Source organism: Candidatus Omnitrophota bacterium (assembly GCA_028693815.1).
Lineage (GTDB): Bacteria > Omnitrophota > Gorgyraeia > Zapsychrales > Aceulaceae > Aceula.
The window spans coordinates 1-20,794 of record JAQUUP010000028.1 but is presented as its reverse complement, the minus strand read 5'-3'; the positions used below and the strand labels follow the sequence as shown (position 1 = coordinate 20,794).

The 20,794-nt window shown below is 36.7% G+C and carries 22 protein-coding genes; all 22 read left to right on the top strand.

The features are described 5' to 3' along the window. The coding region (locus PHY73_07830) for an argininosuccinate synthase (GenBank protein ID MDD3375611.1) at positions 1-560 on the top strand (560 nt) is incomplete at its 5' end. Positions 561-582: 22 nt separating this feature from the next. After that, entirely contained in the window at positions 583-1,959 is a 1,377-nt protein-coding gene (gene argH, locus PHY73_07825) for an argininosuccinate lyase (protein MDD3375610.1), read from the top strand. Continuing rightward, a complete protein-coding gene (gene lysA / locus PHY73_07820) occupies positions 1,952-3,205 on the top strand; it encodes a diaminopimelate decarboxylase (protein ID MDD3375609.1) in 1,254 nt (417 codons plus the stop codon). Before argH ends, lysA begins: the two co-directional genes overlap by 8 nt. After that, a complete protein-coding gene (gene dapF, locus PHY73_07815; GenBank protein MDD3375608.1) occupies positions 3,202-4,026 on the top strand; it encodes a diaminopimelate epimerase in 825 nt (274 codons plus the stop codon). The genes lysA and dapF overlap by 4 nt, the downstream gene beginning before the upstream one ends. A gap of 22 nt (positions 4,027-4,048) precedes the next feature. Next, the gene (gene dapA / locus PHY73_07810) at positions 4,049-4,927 is read left to right on the top strand and encodes a 4-hydroxy-tetrahydrodipicolinate synthase (protein MDD3375607.1); all 879 of its coding nucleotides are present in this window, start codon (positions 4,049-4,051) and stop codon (positions 4,925-4,927) included. A 96-nt stretch (positions 4,928-5,023) separates the two neighbouring features. Continuing rightward, entirely contained in the window at positions 5,024-5,743 is a 720-nt protein-coding gene (dapB, locus tag PHY73_07805; GenBank protein ID MDD3375606.1) for a 4-hydroxy-tetrahydrodipicolinate reductase, read from the top strand. Positions 5,744-5,763: 20 nt separating this feature from the next. Then, a complete protein-coding gene (locus PHY73_07800) occupies positions 5,764-6,915 on the top strand; it encodes an LL-diaminopimelate aminotransferase (protein ID MDD3375605.1) in 1,152 nt (383 codons plus the stop codon). A gap of 28 nt (positions 6,916-6,943) precedes the next feature. Next, entirely contained in the window at positions 6,944-7,372 is a 429-nt protein-coding gene (gene folK, locus PHY73_07795; GenBank protein ID MDD3375604.1) for a 2-amino-4-hydroxy-6-hydroxymethyldihydropteridine diphosphokinase, read from the top strand. After that, a complete protein-coding gene (gene panC / locus PHY73_07790) occupies positions 7,369-8,214 on the top strand; it encodes a pantoate--beta-alanine ligase (protein ID MDD3375603.1) in 846 nt (281 codons plus the stop codon). Before folK ends, panC begins: the two co-directional genes overlap by 4 nt. Beyond that, the gene (locus PHY73_07785) at positions 8,211-9,041 is read left to right on the top strand and encodes a DUF108 domain-containing protein (protein MDD3375602.1); all 831 of its coding nucleotides are present in this window, start codon (positions 8,211-8,213) and stop codon (positions 9,039-9,041) included. Before panC ends, PHY73_07785 begins: the two co-directional genes overlap by 4 nt. A gap of 16 nt (positions 9,042-9,057) precedes the next feature. Continuing rightward, complete coding sequence (locus tag PHY73_07780; GenBank protein ID MDD3375601.1) at positions 9,058-9,426, top strand: hypothetical protein; 369 nt, start codon at positions 9,058-9,060, stop codon at positions 9,424-9,426. 69 nt (positions 9,427-9,495) lie between these two features. Next, positions 9,496-12,303, top strand: coding sequence for an excinuclease ABC subunit UvrA (uvrA, locus tag PHY73_07775; protein MDD3375600.1), 2,808 nt, complete (start codon positions 9,496-9,498; stop codon positions 12,301-12,303). 85 nt (positions 12,304-12,388) lie between these two features. Then, positions 12,389-14,881, top strand: coding sequence for a tetratricopeptide repeat protein (locus tag PHY73_07770; GenBank protein MDD3375599.1), 2,493 nt, complete (start codon positions 12,389-12,391; stop codon positions 14,879-14,881). 17 nt (positions 14,882-14,898) lie between these two features. Continuing rightward, positions 14,899-15,534 carry a MotA/TolQ/ExbB proton channel family protein gene (locus PHY73_07765; GenBank protein MDD3375598.1) on the top strand — a complete coding sequence of 212 codons (636 nt, stop codon included), beginning with the start codon at positions 14,899-14,901 and terminating at the stop codon, positions 15,532-15,534. Between the two features lie 20 nt (positions 15,535-15,554). Further along, entirely contained in the window at positions 15,555-15,959 is a 405-nt protein-coding gene (locus PHY73_07760; protein ID MDD3375597.1) for a biopolymer transporter ExbD, read from the top strand. 16 nt (positions 15,960-15,975) lie between these two features. Next, a complete protein-coding gene (locus tag PHY73_07755) occupies positions 15,976-16,413 on the top strand; it encodes a hypothetical protein (protein ID MDD3375596.1) in 438 nt (145 codons plus the stop codon). 268 nt (positions 16,414-16,681) lie between these two features. Next, the gene (locus tag PHY73_07750; protein MDD3375595.1) at positions 16,682-16,978 is read left to right on the top strand and encodes a hypothetical protein; all 297 of its coding nucleotides are present in this window, start codon (positions 16,682-16,684) and stop codon (positions 16,976-16,978) included. Between the two features lie 196 nt (positions 16,979-17,174). Then, positions 17,175-17,351, top strand: a complete 177-nt coding sequence (locus PHY73_07745; protein ID MDD3375594.1) for a helix-turn-helix domain-containing protein — start codon at positions 17,175-17,177, stop codon at positions 17,349-17,351. A gap of 3 nt (positions 17,352-17,354) precedes the next feature. Beyond that, positions 17,355-18,944 (top strand): pilus assembly protein PilM, encoded by a 1,590-nt coding sequence (gene pilM, locus PHY73_07740; protein MDD3375593.1) that lies wholly within the window; start codon positions 17,355-17,357, stop codon positions 18,942-18,944. Beyond that, positions 18,931-19,569, top strand: coding sequence for a hypothetical protein (locus PHY73_07735; GenBank protein MDD3375592.1), 639 nt, complete (start codon positions 18,931-18,933; stop codon positions 19,567-19,569). The genes pilM and PHY73_07735 overlap by 14 nt, the downstream gene beginning before the upstream one ends. 2 nt (positions 19,570-19,571) lie before the next feature. Next, the gene (locus tag PHY73_07730; protein MDD3375591.1) at positions 19,572-20,033 is read left to right on the top strand and encodes a hypothetical protein; all 462 of its coding nucleotides are present in this window, start codon (positions 19,572-19,574) and stop codon (positions 20,031-20,033) included. Positions 20,034-20,059: 26 nt separating this feature from the next. Then, positions 20,060-20,707, top strand: a complete 648-nt coding sequence (locus tag PHY73_07725) for a hypothetical protein (protein ID MDD3375590.1) — start codon at positions 20,060-20,062, stop codon at positions 20,705-20,707. The last annotated feature ends 87 nt before the right edge of the window (positions 20,708-20,794 follow it).

Below are 20,794 nucleotides of genomic sequence, written 5' to 3'. Positions count from 1 at the left end.
AGTCTCCTTTAAAAGCGCCAAACAAAGCAACATACATTGAGGTAGCTTTTGAGAAGGGAGTACCAAAGAAAATAAATGGAATCGCACACAAGCCAGTTTCACTTATAAAAAAACTAAATGAAATTGGTGGGAAAAATGGAGTTGGGCGTGTTGACATGATAGAAAATCGTCTCGTAGGAATTAAATCACGAGAGATATACGAAAATCCTGCAGGAACAATTCTACACGCTGCGCTAGCTGACCTTGAAAGTCTTGTTTTAGATCGCGAAACTATGCGCTACAAAACTCAGGCTTCTCAGAAATATGCAGAGCTGACCTACAATGGCTTATGGTTTACTCCACTCAAAGAACAGCTCGATGCATACTTTAATAAATTGCATGAATTTACAACCGGCGTCATTCGGCTTAAACTTTATAAAGGAAACTGCATGGTCGTTGGTCGAAAATCAAAACATTCTCGCTACAAAGAAGAACTCGCGACCTATGGCGAAAAAGATAAATTTGATCAAAAATTAGCTGAAGGTTTTAACCATCTTTGGGCAATGCCATTCAGTCAATAATTGAATTAAAAGGGAGAGCATAATGAATAAATTATGGGGAGGACGCTTTACAAAGGAATCAAGCAAACTTGCTGATGACTTCTCATTTAGCATTTCATATGATAAATGCCTTGCAAAATATGACATTGCTGGAAGCATTGCGCACGCCCAGATGCTTGATAAATGCAAAATCATCCCAAAAAAAGATGCCAATAAAATTGTTTCCGGATTAAAGAAAATTGAAAAACAAATTTTAACAGAAAAATTCAAATTTGATTTAAAAGCAGAAGATGTGCACACAAATATCCAAAGCGCTCTAAAAAAACAAATTGGATCAGCTAGCGATAAGCTCCACACAGCACGATCTCGAAATGATCAAATTGCACTTGATATTCGCTTGTATTGCCTTGATCAAATCGCCTTGCTTTTCAAAGAAATCAATAGTTTGCAGACATCCATCTTAGATTTCGCCCTTAAAAATAAAGACGTAATTATTCCTGCGTACACGCACTTGCAGTCTGCTCAAGTTGTTTTGCTCGCGCATCATATGCTAGCTTATGTTGAAATGCTTCAACGAGACAAAGCGCGTCTTTTAGATGCTGGGGAACGCCTCGATGTTTTACCTTTAGGAAGCTGTGCCTTGTCAGGGACATCATTAAAAATAGATCGTGCTTTCGTAGCAAAAAAATTAGGATTAAAGGCTGTTTCAGAAAACAGTATCGATGCCGTTAGCGATCGAGATTTTGTAATTGAAATTATTTCATCGCTCTCAATTGTTGCCATGCATCTTTCACGAATTTCTGAAGACTTAATTTTATGGGTTACAAACGAATTTAATTTCATCGATATTGATGCTGCCTTTTGCACAGGATCATCGATTATGCCGCATAAAAAGAATCCTGATGTCTTAGAGCTTATTCGCGGAACAACAGGAAAAATTTACGGAAATTTATCAGAAATCTTAAATCTGATGAAGGGACTTCCTCTAACGTACAACCGAGATATGCAGCTTGACAAACCACCATTGTTTGAATCCGTTGATACCGTGAAACAAATGCTTGAGGTGTTGTCAGCGTTATTCAAAGGGATTACAATTAAAAAGCGATCCATTGAAAAAGAAATTCAGAATGAAGCACTTTTTTCTGTGGATATCATGGAATATTTAATCAAAAAAGGTGTTTCCTATCGAGAAGCACATGATACAATTGGAAAAATGGTTAAAGATTGCTTGGATAAAGACAAAAAAATTTCTGATTTAACAACGTCACAACTTAAGGAATATTCACAAAGTTTTTCTACTGACGTCAAGAAATTGCTTAACCCAAAAACCTCTATTTTAAACAAAAAATCCTTCGGGTCAACAAACCCTAGTATGGTCTACGCACAACTTTTAAAGTGGAAGAAAAAACTCAATGCATGACTTTAAATTTAAAAATAATGAACTTTATTGTGAATCTGTAAAAGTCAGCACTATTGCCAAGAAAGTTGGCACACCATTTTATCTTTACAGTCACAAAACATTAGTGGAACATTTTCAAAAGATCAAAGATGCTTTTGCTTCCATTAACCCGCTAGTATGCTTTGCTATGAAATCAAACGGCAATGCGGCGATTGTAAAAACACTGCTCAACCAAGGCGCGGGTATCGATATTGTCTCAGAAGGAGAGCTCCGAAAAGCAATTCGCTTAGGTGCTAATCCAAAAACAATTTGTTTTGCATCTGCGGGAAAAACCGAACAAGAAATCACTTTAGCAATCAAGGAAAAAATTCTACTTTTTAATGTCGAGTCCAAAGAAGAGCTTGAAGAAATAAATCGAATTGCAAAGAAACTAAAAAAAATTGTACAAATCGCTCTTCGCATTAATCCAGACATTGATGCGGCAACACACAAATCAATTACAACAGGGACACTTAAAAATAAATTTGGAATCGACTTAAAAACAGCGCGCTCTATCCTTAAGAATACAAAGAAATATCCAAATCTTAAAATTAATGGACTCCACATGCATCTAGGATCACAAATCACAACAGTTAAACCATATGTTGATGCGCTAAATAAAATCATTCAATTTCTTGAAACATTATGCAACGACGGCATTATTCTTAGATATTTAGATATTGGAGGCGGCTTTGGCATTTCTTACAAAAATAAATCCGTCACGCCAAAAGAATTTGCCAAGGCATTACTGCCACTTTTGCGCATGACAGGGCTTGAAATTATCATCGAGCCAGGACGTTTCATCGTTGGACCTTCTGGAATTTTTGTAACAAAGGTTTTGTATAATAAAGATAACGGGGTTAAAAAATTTGTTATCGTTGATGGCGGCATGAACGATTTTGCCAGACCATCGCTTTACAACGCTTATCATGAAATTCTGCCAACAAAGAAAACATCCGCTAAAAAAATAAAAGTTGACGTTGTCGGACCCATTTGCGAAAGTGGCGACTTCTTTGCGAAAGACAGAAAACTAAGTATCGTCAAAAAGAACGATCTTCTAGCTATTATGCGTGCTGGCGCCTATGGATCAGGAATGGCAAGCAATTACAACATTCGGCCAAAAGTCGCTGAAATCATGGTCAAAGCAAATAAATTTGAAATAATTAAAAAAAGAGAGACATTTAGCGATCTTATTCGCGGTGAAGAAATCCCGAGGTTCTTAAAATGAAGAAGCTGACTTTTACAAAAATGTGCGGTGCTGGTAATGATTTTATTATCATCAATGCTTCATCTGGACTTAACGTCAAAAAGCTCGCACAAAAAATATGTCATCGTACCGATGGCATTGGCGCAGACGGGTTAATGATTTTAGACAAATCTAGAAAAGCTGATTACAAAATGCGCATTATCAATGCTGATGGATCAGAAGCCGAAATGTGTGGTAATGGCGCACGATGCATGGCTGCATATATTTTAAAAACAAAAACGATTAAGAAAAAACAATTCAGCTTAGAAACAAAGGCTGGCATTGTCTTAGCTGAAAAAAAGGGGGAGCTTATCAGTGTCCGACTAAGCGATCCAGAAAATTACACTCAAGATATTGCGATCGCAATAAATACCCGAACACTTCACTTAAGCTATATTGATACTGGCGTTCCACATGTCATTTGTTTTGTTGACGGATTAGAAAAAATTGATGTCAATGCGCTTAGTCCAGAAATTCGCTTTCATGAAAAATTTCAACCGCGTGGAACAAATGTTAATTTTGTTGAACAAATAAATAAAAACTTAGTGGCTGTACGCACATACGAGCGCGGCGTTGAAGCTGAGACACGTGCCTGCGGCACAGGAAGCGTTGCCTGCGCAATTGTTGCGTTCTTAAAGGCAAACTCAAAAATTGATTCAAAAACAAAAGCAACTATGAAAGTTAAAACCGCAAGCGGAGAAATACTTTCCGTTTGTTTTAATTTAAACGAAGACCAAATAACAAATGTCTGGCTAACCGGAAGCGCACGTTTTATTGCCGATGGAAACTTTTATATAAATTAAAAAAGATAATACTGGAGGAAAAATGTTTAAAGGATCTATTGTTGCAATTGTGACCCCATTTAAAAATGGTCAAGTTGATGAAACAAAACTCGCTGAACTTGTCGAATTTCATATTAAAAATGGAACCAATGCTATTTTACCATGCGGAACAACAGGAGAATCTCCAACATTAACACCAAAAGAACACGAGCGAGTTATCGAGGCTTGTATCGAAGCTTCCAACAAAAAAATTCCAATTCTTGCTGGAACAGGATCTAATTCAACAGCGGAAGCCATTGAATTAACACAACGCGCAGCCAAAGCTGGCGCTGATGCATCTTTGCAAGTAACACCTTACTACAACAAACCAATGCAAGAAGGTCTTTATCAACATTTTAAAGCTGTTGCTAATAGCGTTAACATTCCAATTATTCTTTATAATATTGCAGGACGCACCGCACGCAATATCGAACCAGAAACCATTGCAAGACTTGCAAAAGATTGCAAAAATATTATCGGCGTCAAAGAGGCATCCGGATCGCTTGATCAAACAAGTGCCATACGATTACTTTGCCCAGACAATTTTCTAATTTTTTCTGGTGATGACGCACTAACGCTCCCGACCATGTCGGTGGGAGGTGTGGGCGTTATTTCTGTTGTCGCAAATATCGTGCCTCAAGAAACAGCCAAACTTTGTGCTGCAATTGAAAAAGGAGACCTCAAAGCCGCACAAGAAATTCATTATAAATTATTGCCGCTCGTCAAAGCCATGTTCATCGAAACAAATCCCATACCAATTAAAACAGCAATGGGTCTTTTAGGCATGTGCTCTGATGAGTTACGCCTACCATTATCACCAATGGCAGCAGGAAATGTTGAAAAGTTAAAAATAGCATTAAAAAATTACGGTTTATTAAAATAAGAATCCCGACACGTTACGCATGCGGGATAAATTCGGACATATGGTTTATGTCGCAAAACTCCATAAACCATTCCTCATTTAAGGAGAAATTAATTTATGATTCGCTTAGCTATTACTGGATCACTTGGACGCATGGGTCAAAGCATTTATCGTCTTGCTAAAAACGATGGTAATTTTGATATTGTTGCTTTGCTAGAAAGAAAAGATCATCCCGACATGGGAAAGACAATTGATGGGATTGACGTCACATCTCACCTTGAAGACCTAAAAGATGCAGATGTGCTCATTGATTTTACATCACCTGAATCAACTATTGCCAATGTGTCTTTTTGCGCAAACAACAATGTTAAAATAGTAATCGGAACAACAGGCCTGACCGAAAAAGACATCAGCACCATTGAAAACGCCGCTTCTAAAACTGGAATTGTATTCTCTTCAAATATGTCAATCGGTGTTAATATTTTATTTAAAATGGCCGAAGAACTTTCTCTTCGAGCAGGAAACAATTACAAAGTTCGCATTACAGAAGCTCATCATGTTCACAAAAAAGATGCACCTTCTGGAACAGCCAAAACCCTGGCGCAATATATTAAAAAAGTAAATTTAAGAGAGATTGACAATATTGATTCTATTCGAGAAGGTGAAATTATCGGTGACCACGACGTTATCTTTGAAAGCGATGTTGATATAATCAGAATTAGTCATCATGCAAAAACAAGAGATATTTTTTCGCAAGGCTCATTAGTTGCTGCAAAATTTATCGTGGAGCACAAAACAGGTTTATTCAATATGCACGATGTTTTAGGAATTAAATAAAAGAAAGGCATGAACACTTTATGAATTTAGAATTTTCAGATCGTTTAAAACAGCTACCACCATATCTTTTCGCTGAAATCGACAAGGCAAAACGTCAAGCTAAGTCTGAAGGCAGAGATATTATTGATCTAGGCATTGGAGATCCAGATTCGCCAACGCCACAATTTATCATTGATGCGCTTACAAAAGCCGCGCAAGACGGGAACAATCACCACTATGCCTTTGACGCAGGGCTTCCTGAGCTTCGCCAAACCATTGCGACCTGGTCTAAAAAACGCTTTAATATTGATCTTAATCCAAACACTGAAATCTATCCTTTAATCGGATCAAAAGAAGGACTAACACATCTACCTTTAGGAATTATTAATCCTGGGGACAAGGTTCTGATTCCTGACCCATGTTATCCAGCTTATCGATCATCTGTCATGTTTGCTGGAGGAGAAGTTGTTTCTGTTGAACTAACAGCTGAAAATGAATTCTTACCAAAACTTGAAGATTTAAAGAATGCAAAAGCACTCTTTTTGAATTATCCAAATAATCCAACAGCAGCGATTGTAACAAAAGATTATTTAACAAAACTCATTGCCATTGCTAAAAAGAATGAAATTATTCTTATATCTGATCTTGCTTATTCTGAAGTTTATTATGATAACGAAAAGCCTTTAAGCTTCCTAGAAGTAGAAGGCGCTAAAGATGTTGTTATTGAATTTCATTCATTATCTAAAACATTTTTTATGACAGGCTGGCGTATTGGATGGGCATGTGGCAATCCAAAACTGATAGCAGCCCTTGCAAAAGTTAAAGCAAACATTGATTCTGGTATTTTCCAAGCCATTCAAGTCGCTGGCATTGAAGCAATAAAAAATGGCGACAAGACGGCTCAAGACATGCGAACGCTTTGCCAGGAAAGAAGAGATGTCTTTATTAAGGCCCTTAAACAATCAGGATGGGATGTGCCTGCGCCAAAAGCAACATTTTATATTTGGGCGCCAATCCCAAAAAAGTTTAAAAACTCGATGGAAGCTTCAAAAGCGTTTTTAGATCAAGCCAACATTATTGCGACACCTGGTCTTGGTTTTGGAAAATTCGGAGAAGGATACATTCGGATGGCACTCACTGTTTCCAAAGAACGCCTTGTTGAAGCCGCCGAACGTCTTAAAAAGATTCTGTAAGACGAATTCATTACGGAGTTATTCGAAGTTGAGTATAACCTATCTGGCTCTAGGGTCAAATATCGCAGACCGTCAAAACAATATCAAACGCGCCGTTGATCAATTAAACAGGCGCGGAATTCATATCGAAAAAATATCTTCCATTATCGAAACTGACCCGATCGGACCTCCTCAAGAAAAATTTCTAAATGCTGCTGCTAAGGCAACAACTACGCTTTCTCCGGAAGAACTATTAAAAACCATCAAAGAAATCGAAAAAGATTTGGGACGCATCAAAACCATTCATCACGGACCACGCACAATTGACATCGATATTCTTCTCTATGATAATATTCAATTAAAATCTAAAAACTTAACAATTCCTCATCCAGAAATGTTTAAGCGAGAATTTGTCATGACTCCTCTAAAAGAAATTTATCCTGAAATTGCTCAAAAAACAAAAGGAACGATCCAGTGAAAATAATCAAAACCATCAAACAAATGCAATCGTTTTCTTTCTTGGCAAAACAAAACAAAAAGAAAATCGGTTTTGTTCCGACGATGGGATGTCTGCACGCAGGACATTTATCTCTCATTAAAAGAAGTAAAAAAGAAAACGATATAACGGTTTTAAGTATTTTTGTGAATCCCACCCAATTTGGGCCGAAGGAAGACTTTAAGAAATACCCTCGAGAAAAAAAACAAGATGAAGCCTTGGCAAAAAAAGAAAAAGTTGATATAATATTTTATCCGTCGATAAAAGAGATGTATCCGACGGGGTATTTAACATATGTCAATGTTAGCAATATAACAACTGTTCTTTGCGGAAAATCTAGACCTGGTCATTTTCAGGGAGTTACAACCATTGTAGCAAAGCTGATCAACTGCGTTATGCCTGACACACTTTATCTCGGACAAAAAGATTCACAACAAGCTGTTGTTGTTGAGCGCATGATCAAAGACTTGGGCTGGAATGTAAAAATTAAGCTGCTTCCAATTGTCCGAGAAAAAGATGGGCTTGCAATGAGTTCACGTAATATTTACCTGAATTCCGAAGAAAGAAAACAAGCTACTTGTCTTTATCAAAGCTTAAAAGCTGCAAAAAACCTAATTTACACGGGAGAAAGGTATTCTGCAAAAATCATTAAAGAAATAAAAAAGATTGTTTTGCAGAATCCTCGTGCTAAGATTGATTATATCGCTTGTGTTGATATGAAAACTTTAAAACCAACAAAAATGATTAATAAAAAAACATTAATCGCTCTTGCAATATTTATCGGAAAAATCCGATTGATTGATAACATTATTATTGACGCATGAAGTCAAAAAAACAAAAACTTAAAATTGGATTCATTGGTTGTGGCGCAATTGGTTCTCGTTTGGCCAAAAGCGTTAAGCAAGATTTAAAATCATACTGCACTATCTCCGGGCTTTATGATGTCATCGCGGAGAAACCAAAACTTCTTGCGTCAAAATTAAAACTCGAAAAATCTCTTATCAAGAATTCTTTATCTCAGATCATTAAATCCTGTGATTTTATTATTGAAGCGATTGCCTCGCCAGACACAACAAAAATCATTCGTCAAGTTGTCCGCGCTAAAAAAAGCATTCTTATTATGAGCGCAGGAAAAGTGCTAAATGCGCGTGATGTTTTTAGACTTGCCGCTAAAAATCAAACCAATATCCTTGTTCCGTCTGGAGCCATTAGTGGACTTGATGTCATCAAGTCAGTTGGCGCTGAAAACATTTCAAACATTACCCTAACCACACGCAAGCCACCGTCTGGATTAAGCCAATCCCTATATTTAACAAAAAAAGGCATTGCCATAGACCGCATCAAAGCAGAGACTGTTATTTTTGACGGAACAGTAGATCAAGCTGTTAAACTTTTTCCTCGCAATATAAATGTCGCAGCAACCATTGCCCTTGCATCTGGAGTCAAAGACCGTATTCGTATTCGTATCATTACATCTCCTAGTTTTAAAGTTAATTCTCATGAAATTGAAGTTTTTGGGAAATTTGGACATCTTACAACACGTACAGATAACGTCGTCTGCCCAGACAATCCAAAAACAAGTTATCTAGCTGTTCTATCAGCCACGCAAACATTAAAACAATTTTTTAACCCTATTAAAATAGGCACATGAAAGGAGGTGAAAAAAAATGGCTAAAAAAGTAGCAAAAGTCGGTATCAAAAGAGAGAAGGGATATCTCTATTTTATCGATAAGAATGGAGACGTTTCCTGCGCTTTAATGGCACGAGGCAACAAAAAAGGCGGCAAGCAAAAAGTAGTTGCTAAGGTTGGCGTCCAAAAGGAAAAAGGATTTCTCTATTTCGTAGATAAGCAAGGAGACGTATCTTGCGCTCAAATGGTACGAGGCGGAAAAAAGAAGAAAAAAGCAACTAAAAAAGTCGCAAAGAAGAAGGTGGCTAAAAAGAAAGTTGCTAAAAAGAAGGTCGCTAAAAAAAAGGTTGCAAAAAAGAAGGTAGTTAAAAAAACTGCAGCTAAGAAAAAAGCAAAAAAGAAATAGTTCTATCCTAACATAAAATAGCCCCTACGCTTTTGTAGGGGCTATTTTAAATTCGCTTAAACCTAACATATGACGTTAAAAAAAAATAATCATATCCGCATTGACGGTGCAAAAGAGCACAATCTAAAAAACATTAGCCTTAAGATTCCCCGAGATAAATTTGTTGTGGTAACAGGCTTGAGCGGGTCTGGAAAATCATCCTTAGCATTCGACACCATCTACGCCGAAGGACAACGACGCTATGTTGAAAGCTTATCGGCCTATGCACGTCAATTTCTTGAGCAACTTCAAAAGCCAAATGTTGAACATATCGAAGGTTTATCTCCGACCATTTCGATCGAACAAAAGACAACTAGCAAAAACCCTCGCTCAACGGTTGCAACGCAAACAGAAATCTATGATTACTTACGCTTACTGTTTGCTCGTGCCGGAACACCTTTTTGTCATGTCTGCGGAAAAAAAATTGAACGCCAAACAGTTGAAGAAATAGCAAGCCAAATCCTTTCCATGAAACCGTCAGAACCGATCACTATTCTTGCCCCGATGATACGAGGACGAAAAGGAGAATATCGCAATATTCAATCACAAATAACCAAAGCAGGATTTGCCCGCTTGCGCGTCGATGGGACAATTTATGACACAGAATCAGAAATCAAATTAGATAAATTTAAAATTCATCATATTGAAATTGTTGTTGACCGCTTAACGGTCAAACCTGAAATTAAAAAACGCTTAATCGATTCTCTTGAAACCGCTCTTAAAGTAGGCGATGGACTCGTTATTATTTCCAACGAAAAGGGAAACGATAAAACATTTAGTGAACGTTATGCTTGCATTGATTGTGGAATTAATTTATCTGAAATAGAACCACGTATTTTTTCTTTTAACTCTCCTTACGGAGCATGTCCAAAATGTAACGGTCTTGGAACAAAAATGGAAATTGACCCAGAGCTCCTTGTCCCGGATTCTGAAAAACCATGGATTAATGCCGTTGCCCCTTGGCGCAAAGGACGTCGAGGATACATGATGTATTATCGAGCAGTCTTAAGAGAACTTGCAAGCATCTACAAAATTGACCAACAAACACCTTTTAAAAATCTTACTAAAAAGTTTCGAAATGTTGTTTTATACGGTTCTCAGGATGAAATCTGGGGTCGACAATTCGAGGGGGTCATCGCCTATCTTGAACGGCTTTTTCGTGATAGCGACAGTGATTGGCTTAAAGGCGAGGTCTCAGATTTTATGTCTATTTCGCCATGCCCAGAATGCCATGGCAATCGTCTTAAAAAAGAATCCCTAGCCATTCGTTTTTCTGAAAAAAATATCTCTGAAGTCACCGAATTATCAATTCTTCAAGCAAAGAAATTCTTTACGGATCTCAAATTATCAAAAACAAAAACAATCATAAGCGAACAAATTCTAAAAGAAATAAACCGCCGTCTTGATTTTTGTATTAATGTCGGCCTGGGATATCTTACACTTAATCGAAAAAGCGCAACTCTCTCAGGAGGAGAAGCAGAGCGTATCCGTCTCGCAACGCAAGTTGGATCTGGGCTAGTTGGCGTTATCTATATTCTTGACGAACCAAGCATAGGTCTTCACCAAAAAGACAATACAATGCTCTTAAAAACACTTCGTGCGTTGCGCGATCTCGGAAACACATTGATTGTTGTCGAGCATGATGAAGACACGATCCGATCTGCCGATTATATTATTGATCTTGGACCTGGCGCAGGAACACACGGAGGAGAAATTGTCTATGCTGGAGATGTTGCCGGTATGCTTCGCTCTAAAAAATCGCTTACCGGAAAATATCTAAACGGGAAGCTTAATATTAGCCTTCCTAAAAAACGACGGCCAATCGACAAGTCATATCAAATTAAAATTATTGAGGCACAAGAGCACAATCTTAAGAAAATTGATGTTGCCTTTCCGCTAGGAACTTTTATTTGCGTAACCGGTGTTTCTGGTTCAGGAAAATCAACCCTTGTTTCTGATGTCCTTTATAACGCGCTCGCTCAACAAATTTATCATTCAAAAGAAAAACCAGGGGTCCACAAGAAAATTAGTGGTACTGAAAACATTGACAAAGTCATTGTTGTAGATCAGTCTCCTATTGGACGAACCCCTCGATCGAATCCTGCAACATACACAGGAGTTTTTAGTGATATCCGTTCACTTTTTACGCAAATGCCTGAAGCAAAACTGCGAGGCTACAAACCAGGTCGATTTAGCTTTAACGTAAAGGGAGGACGCTGTGAGGCCTGTTGCGGTGACGGAATTAAAAAAATTGAAATGCATTTCTTACCCGATGTTTATGTCGAATGCGAAATATGCCATGGAAAACGTTTTACACAGCAAACACTAGAAGTTCATTATAAAGGTAAAAATATTTCTGATGTCTTGAATATGCCTGTTGAAGAAGCTCTAGAATTATTTAAAAATATTCCACGCGTTACAAAAATCCTTCAAACTTTAACCGACGTGGGTCTTGGCTATATTAAGCTTGGCCAGCCAGCAACAACCCTTTCGGGTGGAGAAGCACAACGCGTAAAACTTGCCAGCGAATTATGTAAACATGCTACTGGAAAAACACTATATATTCTTGACGAACCAACCACCGGTCTTCATTTTGCCGATATTGACAAGCTCCTTGAAGTATTACAAAGACTTGCAAGTAAAGGAAACACTGTCTTAGTTATTGAGCACAATCTTGAAGTTGTCAAATGTGCTGATCACATCATTGACCTTGGGCCTGAAGGAGGGGATAGAGGTGGCGAGGTTGTTTTTTCCGGATCTCCTGAAGAAATCATCAAATGTAAAAAATCCTATACTGGGCAATATTTAAAACAATATCTCAAAAAACATCACGGTTAGAAACTCCTCCCCCAAGTATAAATACATATATATTCATATTTATACTATAAATTGAAATCTAAAAAAAAGTTGTTATAATAATCTCATGAATTTTAAAATTATAAAAATATCTATCTGCATTCTGTTAGCAACGCTTATTTCAACAGAAAATCAAAAATCCGCTTGTTGGGCTCAAGATAACGAAACAGAACTTTTTCTAATCACACAAAAAGCCTTTAATGATGGATTCTATGATGTCACGACCCGATATATTAATCAACTTCTCAGTCAATACCCTCAAACCGAAAAACGACCACAAATCACTATTTTGCTTGGCCAATGCTACTTTTTTAAAGGAGAATATTTAAAAGCATTTAATGAATTCAAAAAACTTCGTAATATTCCAGGATATCAAGATGCCGTTCTTTTTTGGCTAGGAGAGACCTATCTTAAGGTTAAAGATTATATTGAAGCAAAGAATAATTACGAAGAGTTGCTGAATCTTTACTCAACGTCTACCTATGCCCCTCAAGCGCAATACGCTCTTGCTTGGATTGATTTTGATCAAAATCAGTATGTCGAAGCAAAACAGAAATTCTTAAATTTCCTTAATCTTTTTCCAACTCATCAGCTTTTCGAAGATTCACTTTTCCGCATTGGCGAATGCGACTTTAATCTTGAAAACTACAACAACGCAATCATAACGTTTGAAAAGTATACAAAAACTTTTCCAAAATCAACGCGGACTGATCAAGCATTATTTTATATTGCAGAATCAAATTATTACTTAAAGAAATATCTTACCGCCATTAAATATTACGAAAAATCTAAAGAAAAAACCAACCAGAACCAAACAAAATTAATTGCCGAGGTGGGGACAGGCTGGAGTTATCTTAAATTAAAAGAGTTTGATCAAGCTGAGCAATCTTTTAATGAAGCAGCCCTTTTTGCCGAACAAAAGAATATTCAAAGCGAAACTCCATTGTTAGGGCTTGCCAATCTTTTTTCTGAAAAAGGAGATTTTGAAAAAGCTCTTTTAAACTATAAGAAAATCATTGATCTCAACCCAGGTGTCACGCAATTGGCCGACGCCTATCTTGGCATGGCAAATATTCTTTATAAATCTGAAGACTACGAGAATGCAATTGATATTTATCAGAAAATTATCAAGCTTTTTAGCGCTGATCCAACCTTATCTCAATTCGTCGAAAAAGCATATCTCGGTCTTGCTTGGACTTATCTAAAAAAAGGAAACTCCTCTGATGCAATAAAGAATTTCGAATATGTCATTAATCATGCAGAAAACAAAATTATCAAAGTAAGCGCACTCACTCAAATTGGTGATGCATATCAAGACATCGGTCAATATGATCAAGCCATCGCTGCTTATGACAAAATTTTGCGAAACTTTTCTGACACACTCTACACCGATTACGCTCAATATCGACAAGGAATCGCACTCCTTAAAATGGACAAAATCGATAGCGCCACTCTTTCTTTTCAGAGTCTTCAGAAGAATTTTCCGAATAGCAACTATTTAATCGACATCAAATATTACCTTGGCGTTGCTTATTTTAAAAAAGGAGACTGGGCTGCCTCTAAAGAAAAAATGGCAGAGTTTATTGCAGAATTATCTGATGATAATCAGTTTCAACCTGATGCGCATTATATTTTAGGATTAGCCTATCTCAATCTTAAGGAATACACAGAAGCAATTAAGATTTTCAAAAAGATAAAAAAATATTATTCGGCCAACGAATCACTTGTTCAAGACTCTGAAATTAATATCGCTCGCTGTCTTTACGAAATGGGATCTGTTAAAGACGCGCTTAAAGAATTCAAAATTATTATTTACAAATATCCCGAAACAAAAACAGCGCTGCAGGCGACATCATGGCTAGCTGAATATTATCTCCAGGAAGGAGATCAGGACAAATCGATCGCTTATTATAGCGACATTATCAAGAATTTTCCTGGCAATGAGAAAATCGGAGAAGCTCTCCTAGGTCTTAGCCAATCATATTATGCAAAAGGAGAATTCGATGAAGCTCTTAATCAATTAAAATCAATTGATAATTCTTTTGACGAGAAAATTTATGGAAAATCTCGCCTTTTAATTGCTGAAATATTTGCGAAGCAAATTGATACGGATACCGCAATCCAAACATATCAGGATATTATCAAGAATTCTCCTGAATTTGCCCGTGATGCCTATGTTAAAATTGCTGAAATTTCTAAGCAAAAAAGGCGTTACGCTCAATCGCTAGAAGCCTATCAAAAAGCCCTTGATTCACCTGATGGTTTAAATCAAACAGAAAAAAGCGAAATTCAATTTCTAATAGGAGACGTCTACGAATCGCTTAATCAACCTAATAACGCAATTGATGCTTACTTGAAAATACCTTATCTTTATCCGAAAAAAACAAAATGGGTTATCAAATCTTACCTTCGCGTTGCTCGACTTTTTGAAGACAAAGAAGACTGGGATAATGCAGTGTCGATTTATCAAAAAGTCATCGCTTATGAGGTCGATGAGCGCACCTTTGCGCAAGAAAGACTTGACTGGATTAAGACAAACATTTCACTCACTAATCATTGACGAAAGGGGAAATATTTATGGGAATTTGGAAAATTAACGCTTGGGAGCTTATTGTGGCTGGTGGCCCGATCATGATTCCAATTATTCTATGTTCGTTCTTTGCGCTTGCCATTACGATTGAGAAATTCATTTACTTTTCAATGATCAAAACCAACCCGCAAGAGCTTCGAAAAGATATCTTTAACTTAATTAAAAATAATAAAATTAAAGATGCCGTTGCCTATTGCGAAGAAAGCCGATCACCGATCGCAAAAGTTTTAGAAGCGGGTATCTTAAAGTTCGGATCCTCAAAAGAGGAAATCAAAGAAGCCTTAACTGATGCAAGTCTTTTTGAAATTCCAAAACTCGAACGACGCCTGACCGCCCTAGCAACAATCGCGCATATCACTCCGCTTCTTGGTCTCCTAGGGACCGTAACGGGTATGGCCTCTAATTTTCACATGATTCAAATGCGGGCAACATCACTTAATCCTGTCACCCCTGGCGATTTAGCAGGAGGCATCTGGGAAGCGCTTTTAACAACCGTCGCAGGACTTATTGTCGCTATTCCAACTTTTGTTATCTACAATTATCTCGTTAGCAGAATCAATAAATTTGTCCTTGAGATGGAACGAAGCGCCACTGAGCTTGTTAACTATTTAACGCAAACATAAATAAAAGGGAAGGCTTCAAATTGCAATTTAAACGACACGCAAAATTCAGTCTCGGGTTTGAACAAATCAATATCGCACCTCTCGTTGACGTTATCTTTCAACTTCTTATATTCTTTATGTTGTCATCTTCTTTTGTTTTTCAATCAGGCATCAAAGTCAGACTTCCTAAGGCCATCACAAGCGAAGTCATTAAAGAAGAAAACCTAATCATCACCCTAACAAGTGAAAACGTTTTATATATAAATAGTCGCGTTAGCACAATGAAAGACTTAAAAGAAGAACTTGCAAAAAAAGAAAATAAAGAACGACTCATTTTAATTAAGGCGGACCGTCGATCATCCTTAGGCAGGGTTATTGACATCTGGGATCTTTGTCGCGAGCTTGGCATCGAGCGTGTCAACATTGCCACAAACCAAGAAAAATAAAAAAAGAAAGCGATTCATGAGCATCAAAAGAATTATTATTCGCGCTTTTTTGCTTTCCATTTTATTGCATCTTATTGTATTTAATTTCCTTAATTTTCGCTTTGATTCTAAAAAAGAACCTACCAAGACTTCGTTTGATTTTCTTGGATCCTTTTTAGGAAGACATGACATGGAATTCTCATCGACTTCTCACCCACTTTCAAAAACAAAAAGGACCTATCGAGAAAATATCGATTCCGACACATCTTCGAGCGACCCAGGTAGTCATATTTTTAAAGATGATCAAAAGCCAGAATTGATTACCTTGACTCAGTCTCATTCTAAGAAAACTCTGAAAACAGAAACCCTTAGCTCTATTGCTCAACAAGAGGTGGCCGAACCAATAGAAAATCTTGAAACTTCAGACATAACCAACCATATTCGCCTTAAATTACCAAACGATGATCACTATTGATTTTTCTATAGCCATTACATTTTTTTTAACACTCTGTTTACTCCTTGTTATTGGTGGATGGATCGGATATAATATAAAAGAAGGGCAGGACATAAAAAGATCAAAATATATTGCTCACTGTCCTTATTGTAGCTATCTTTTTTATGATTTCGAAGGCAAGAACCTCAGAACTTGTCCTCGTTGCAAAAGCTACATTGAGAAAACTGAAAATAACTATAGTTAGCAATCGAAGGAGAACGTAATGAATATTTCTAAAAATAAAAGCGGAATGACCCTCATTATAGCCACAGCTATCATTATGGCATTATCAATTTTAGCTGTCAGTGTTATCAGCCTTGCTGGTAGTCAAGCCTATCTAGGACAAGCACAAGTTGACAAGATTAAAGCTGAACAGCTTGCCAAAGGGGCTTTTTGGGTAAACTACATGAATCTTCTGACAAATCACGTTGGTTTTCAACTCCCGGTCACAACATTAGACGGAAAACCTTTTAAAATAACAATTACCACAGATGCGGGTACCGGGCTAGATGGAACCGATACCGTCGAAACAGAGGTTTCCTTCTAGCGCTCATCATTCCAGAATATTCTTATCCTTTCAAGACCATATACAAATCCTCTTTCATCATAAAAGTAAGTACAAGTAAGTTTAAATGGTTAAACATAGATAAACATAAATATTCCATTGACAAAGTAATCTAGTTATGCTCTAATGATAATTAGATAATCCCATATTGAAGTATCTAACAAAAGGGAAGTTAATTATGGATCATTTATTAGACGTTGATGAACTTGCAGCCTATCTTAAACTGAAAAAGCAAACAATTTACAACTGGCTTAATCAGCGAAAAATCTCCGGCATAAAAATCGGAGGCGTTTGGCGTTTTGATCGACGCGAAATCGATAAATGGCTACGATCTCAATCTCGCAAGGCAAAATAATCTATGGCACAACAAAAAAAACATATAGGCGTATTTTTCGGAATCGATTCTCTTTCTTTTGTTGAAACCAAGGGATCAGACATCATCTATTCTGAATCTTTTTCTCATACATTTTCGCCTCTTCAAACAAACAATGAAACAGAGCAAGCCCCTGAAAATATACGTCTAACGGCGGCAATTCAAAGAATCGTGCGAGAGCAAAAAATTCAAAATCCAAGCGTTAATCTTTCGCTTCCTGTCCGAAATATTCTTTTTCGCGCCTTTACTGTTCCTTTTATGAATACCTCTGAAATCGCCACGGCGGTTGAATTTGAAGCTCGAAAATATATTCCGTTTAAACTAGATGAACTTGTTTATGGATATCACCATATTCAAATCACGGAAAACGAAACCAAAAAAATACGCATTCTTTTTATTGCAATACGAAAAAATGTTCTGACTCAATACTGCAACATTTTCGAAGAAGGAAAAATTAAAATCGCATCCATCGAACCTTCATCGATAAGCCTTTTAAGAATTTTAAAATCCCAAAAACATCTTGAAAGTAATCAAAAAATAGCAATTATTCAAATTAATGATGGAGAAGGGGCTATCACCATCGCCGAACAGCAAATTCCTCAATTTATTCGCGATTTTAAATTACCAAATCCTAAAAAAGAAAAAACAATAGAAGAAACACAAGAAATCTTTGTCGCACTTTTTGATGAGATTAGAGTTTCTCTAGATTTCTATGCTCGTCAATTCAAAAAAAGAAGCCATGAGCATGATATTGACAAAATATTTATTTTCTCAAATCATTATCCACGAGAAATTGCTGAGCGGCTTAAAACTGATCTTAACGTCCCAACCGTTTTTTTTGATTCCAACAATGTTTTTGGTACAAACGAAAAACTTACGCTCAACACACTCAATGCTGTTGGAACAAGTTTTACAGAAGAATGTTCTTTGAACTTAAATCTTGATCTTGCTAAAGCTCGAAATTCCAATGGATCTTCAGCCGACTCTGATCTGGACAGTTTCTTTAACCAAACCCCCAATTATAAATTGACAGCAAAAATTGCCTTTGCCTGCGGTCTAATTGTTGGGCTTGCTTTTTTAGCTGCAAACGCACTCGGACTTCCTCAAAGCACAAAAATCAAAACCTTAACTGAAGAATCTAAGAAGTATGCCTTTATTAGCACAGCTGACCTGCAAACAAAAACAAGCAACTTTTCAAAGAAAATTAAAGTTTATGAATCCATACGATTTCACAGCGATGTTACAAAAATCCTAACATTCATCTCTGGCCAAACCCCTGATGGTGTATGGCTAAAAAATTTTAACATAGGATATCTTGACAGCGAAAATATCAAGGAAGACGAAGAACCGGAAATTGAGATTGTACTCGAAGGATACGCATACGCTAGTCAACTCAACAATCAAATTCATTTAATTGACGATTTCATTGCAAAATTAAAATCAGACAAAGATCTAAAAGATCAGCTAAAACATCTCGAACTTGAAACTGTCGGTAAAACTGAAAAAGAAGGTTTTCCTCTAACATACTTTAAAATTTTAATAAAGCTGGAAAACAAAACCAATGATAGATCTTAAAAAAATTATTCAAAATCTTCAAGAAATTGATTTGAACAAAATAGACCTTAATGTCGATCTTAAAACAATTGACATGCAATCTATTCAAAACAATCTGCTTAAACGCAAAGACATTTTAATCAATACCGTAATCATCCTCGCAACGCTCTTTGTTGTTAACGGAATTTTCAGTAATCAAAAAAAAGAATCAAGAAATATCAAAAATCAAATAAAAGAACTCGAAGAAAAATCGATTGTTATCAAAACCTATGAAGCTCGAGAAAAAAAGCTAAACGAATTCTTAGAAAAATCTCAAAAAGGTTACTTAGGGGCTACAGCCGTCATCAACGCTGTCTCAGAAATTGCACAAAGCCGTGACATCAAAATACTCTCTTTTGTGCCAGATAAATTAAAAACTTTTGATGATTACACAGAGCAAACCGTCAAATTTATTTTTTCTGGATCATTCGAAAATGCATTGCGATTTGTTCATAAAATCGAAACTTACGAAAATAATTTCCGCATTGATATGTGGCGCAAAGAAGATCCAACAAAAAACACTTTTGAACCTCAAGAAATTGACGACGACTTTATCTCATGGGAAATGATCATCACATCAATCAACCTAAAGCAAGACAAGGAATAAACATGAAACGAAAAACCATATTTTTTCTTTTTATTTTCCTTGCAGAACTAGCGATGCCCCACAGCTTCCTTCAAGCAAGCGAATTTTTTGAGCTTACCGTAGCTCAAACAAAAAATCCTTTTAAATCTTCGCTTCCGAAAATCGAAGAAATGGTTGAAAAAATACCAGAACCTACTAATATAAATATAGAGAAACCAGAACGCAAAGCACAACCAAGAGCCGTTGATTTAAAAGATGCTGAAAAAAAAGTAAAGCCTATTATCAAAGCTCCTGAACTTATTGTTTCTGGTCTTATTTGGAATACAAAATTGCCCCAAGCGATTATCAACCAAAACGTTGTCACAGTTGGGGATACGATAGAAAGCTCAAAAATTGTCAACATTCATAAAGATGGTGTTGATGTTTTATTCTCAGGAATAACATTTACAATAAAAATTGACCAAACTTTAACTCAATCAATTTAGCCTTAAAGCGAGGGGACATTGTTTCCATGACAATAAAAATATTCAAAACTGCATATCTTTTTATTTTTTCATTTACTCTGCTTTTGTTGATTAACACAAATAAGGCGTACGGTGAAATCTCTCGACTTGACCACTTTCTTCATTCAGAGTATTCTCAAAAAATTTCTATGGATTTTAAAGATGCCGACCTGCGAAGCGTGCTAAAGATTTTCTCCCAACAATCAGGGCTCAATTTTATTGCAGCGTCTAATATTGCTAATATGGCAATAACACTTTATTTTAACGATGTCCCTATAGAAGAAGCTTTAGGCCAAATTTTGTACGCCAACAACTTAATGTATGAGCTTCAGCCTGGAAGCGATATTTTTATTGTCAAGAAAATGGATAAGCCACCTCAAGAGCTTCTCACGCGTGTATTTCCTCTAAAAAACGCCACTGTTTCTAATTCAAAAATGGTCAAAAACCTTAAAGATCAAACCGAAGACTCTGAAGACACTAGTAGTAGCGATAGTTCCTCAAGCTCTAGTAGTGAAGGGGGAGGAGATGAAGACGAGGACGGAATTAAAGGAATACTTTTAGCGGTAAAAAGCATCTTAACAAAATCAGGAAGTGTCATACAAGATGCTCGAACAAACAGCCTATTGTCACAGATATCCCCAGTCAATTTCCTGTGATTGAAAAAACAATTGCCAAGCTTGATCTTCCTGTTCCTCAAATCCTAATTGAAATCGAAATGCTTGACATCTCCAAAACTACAGGCG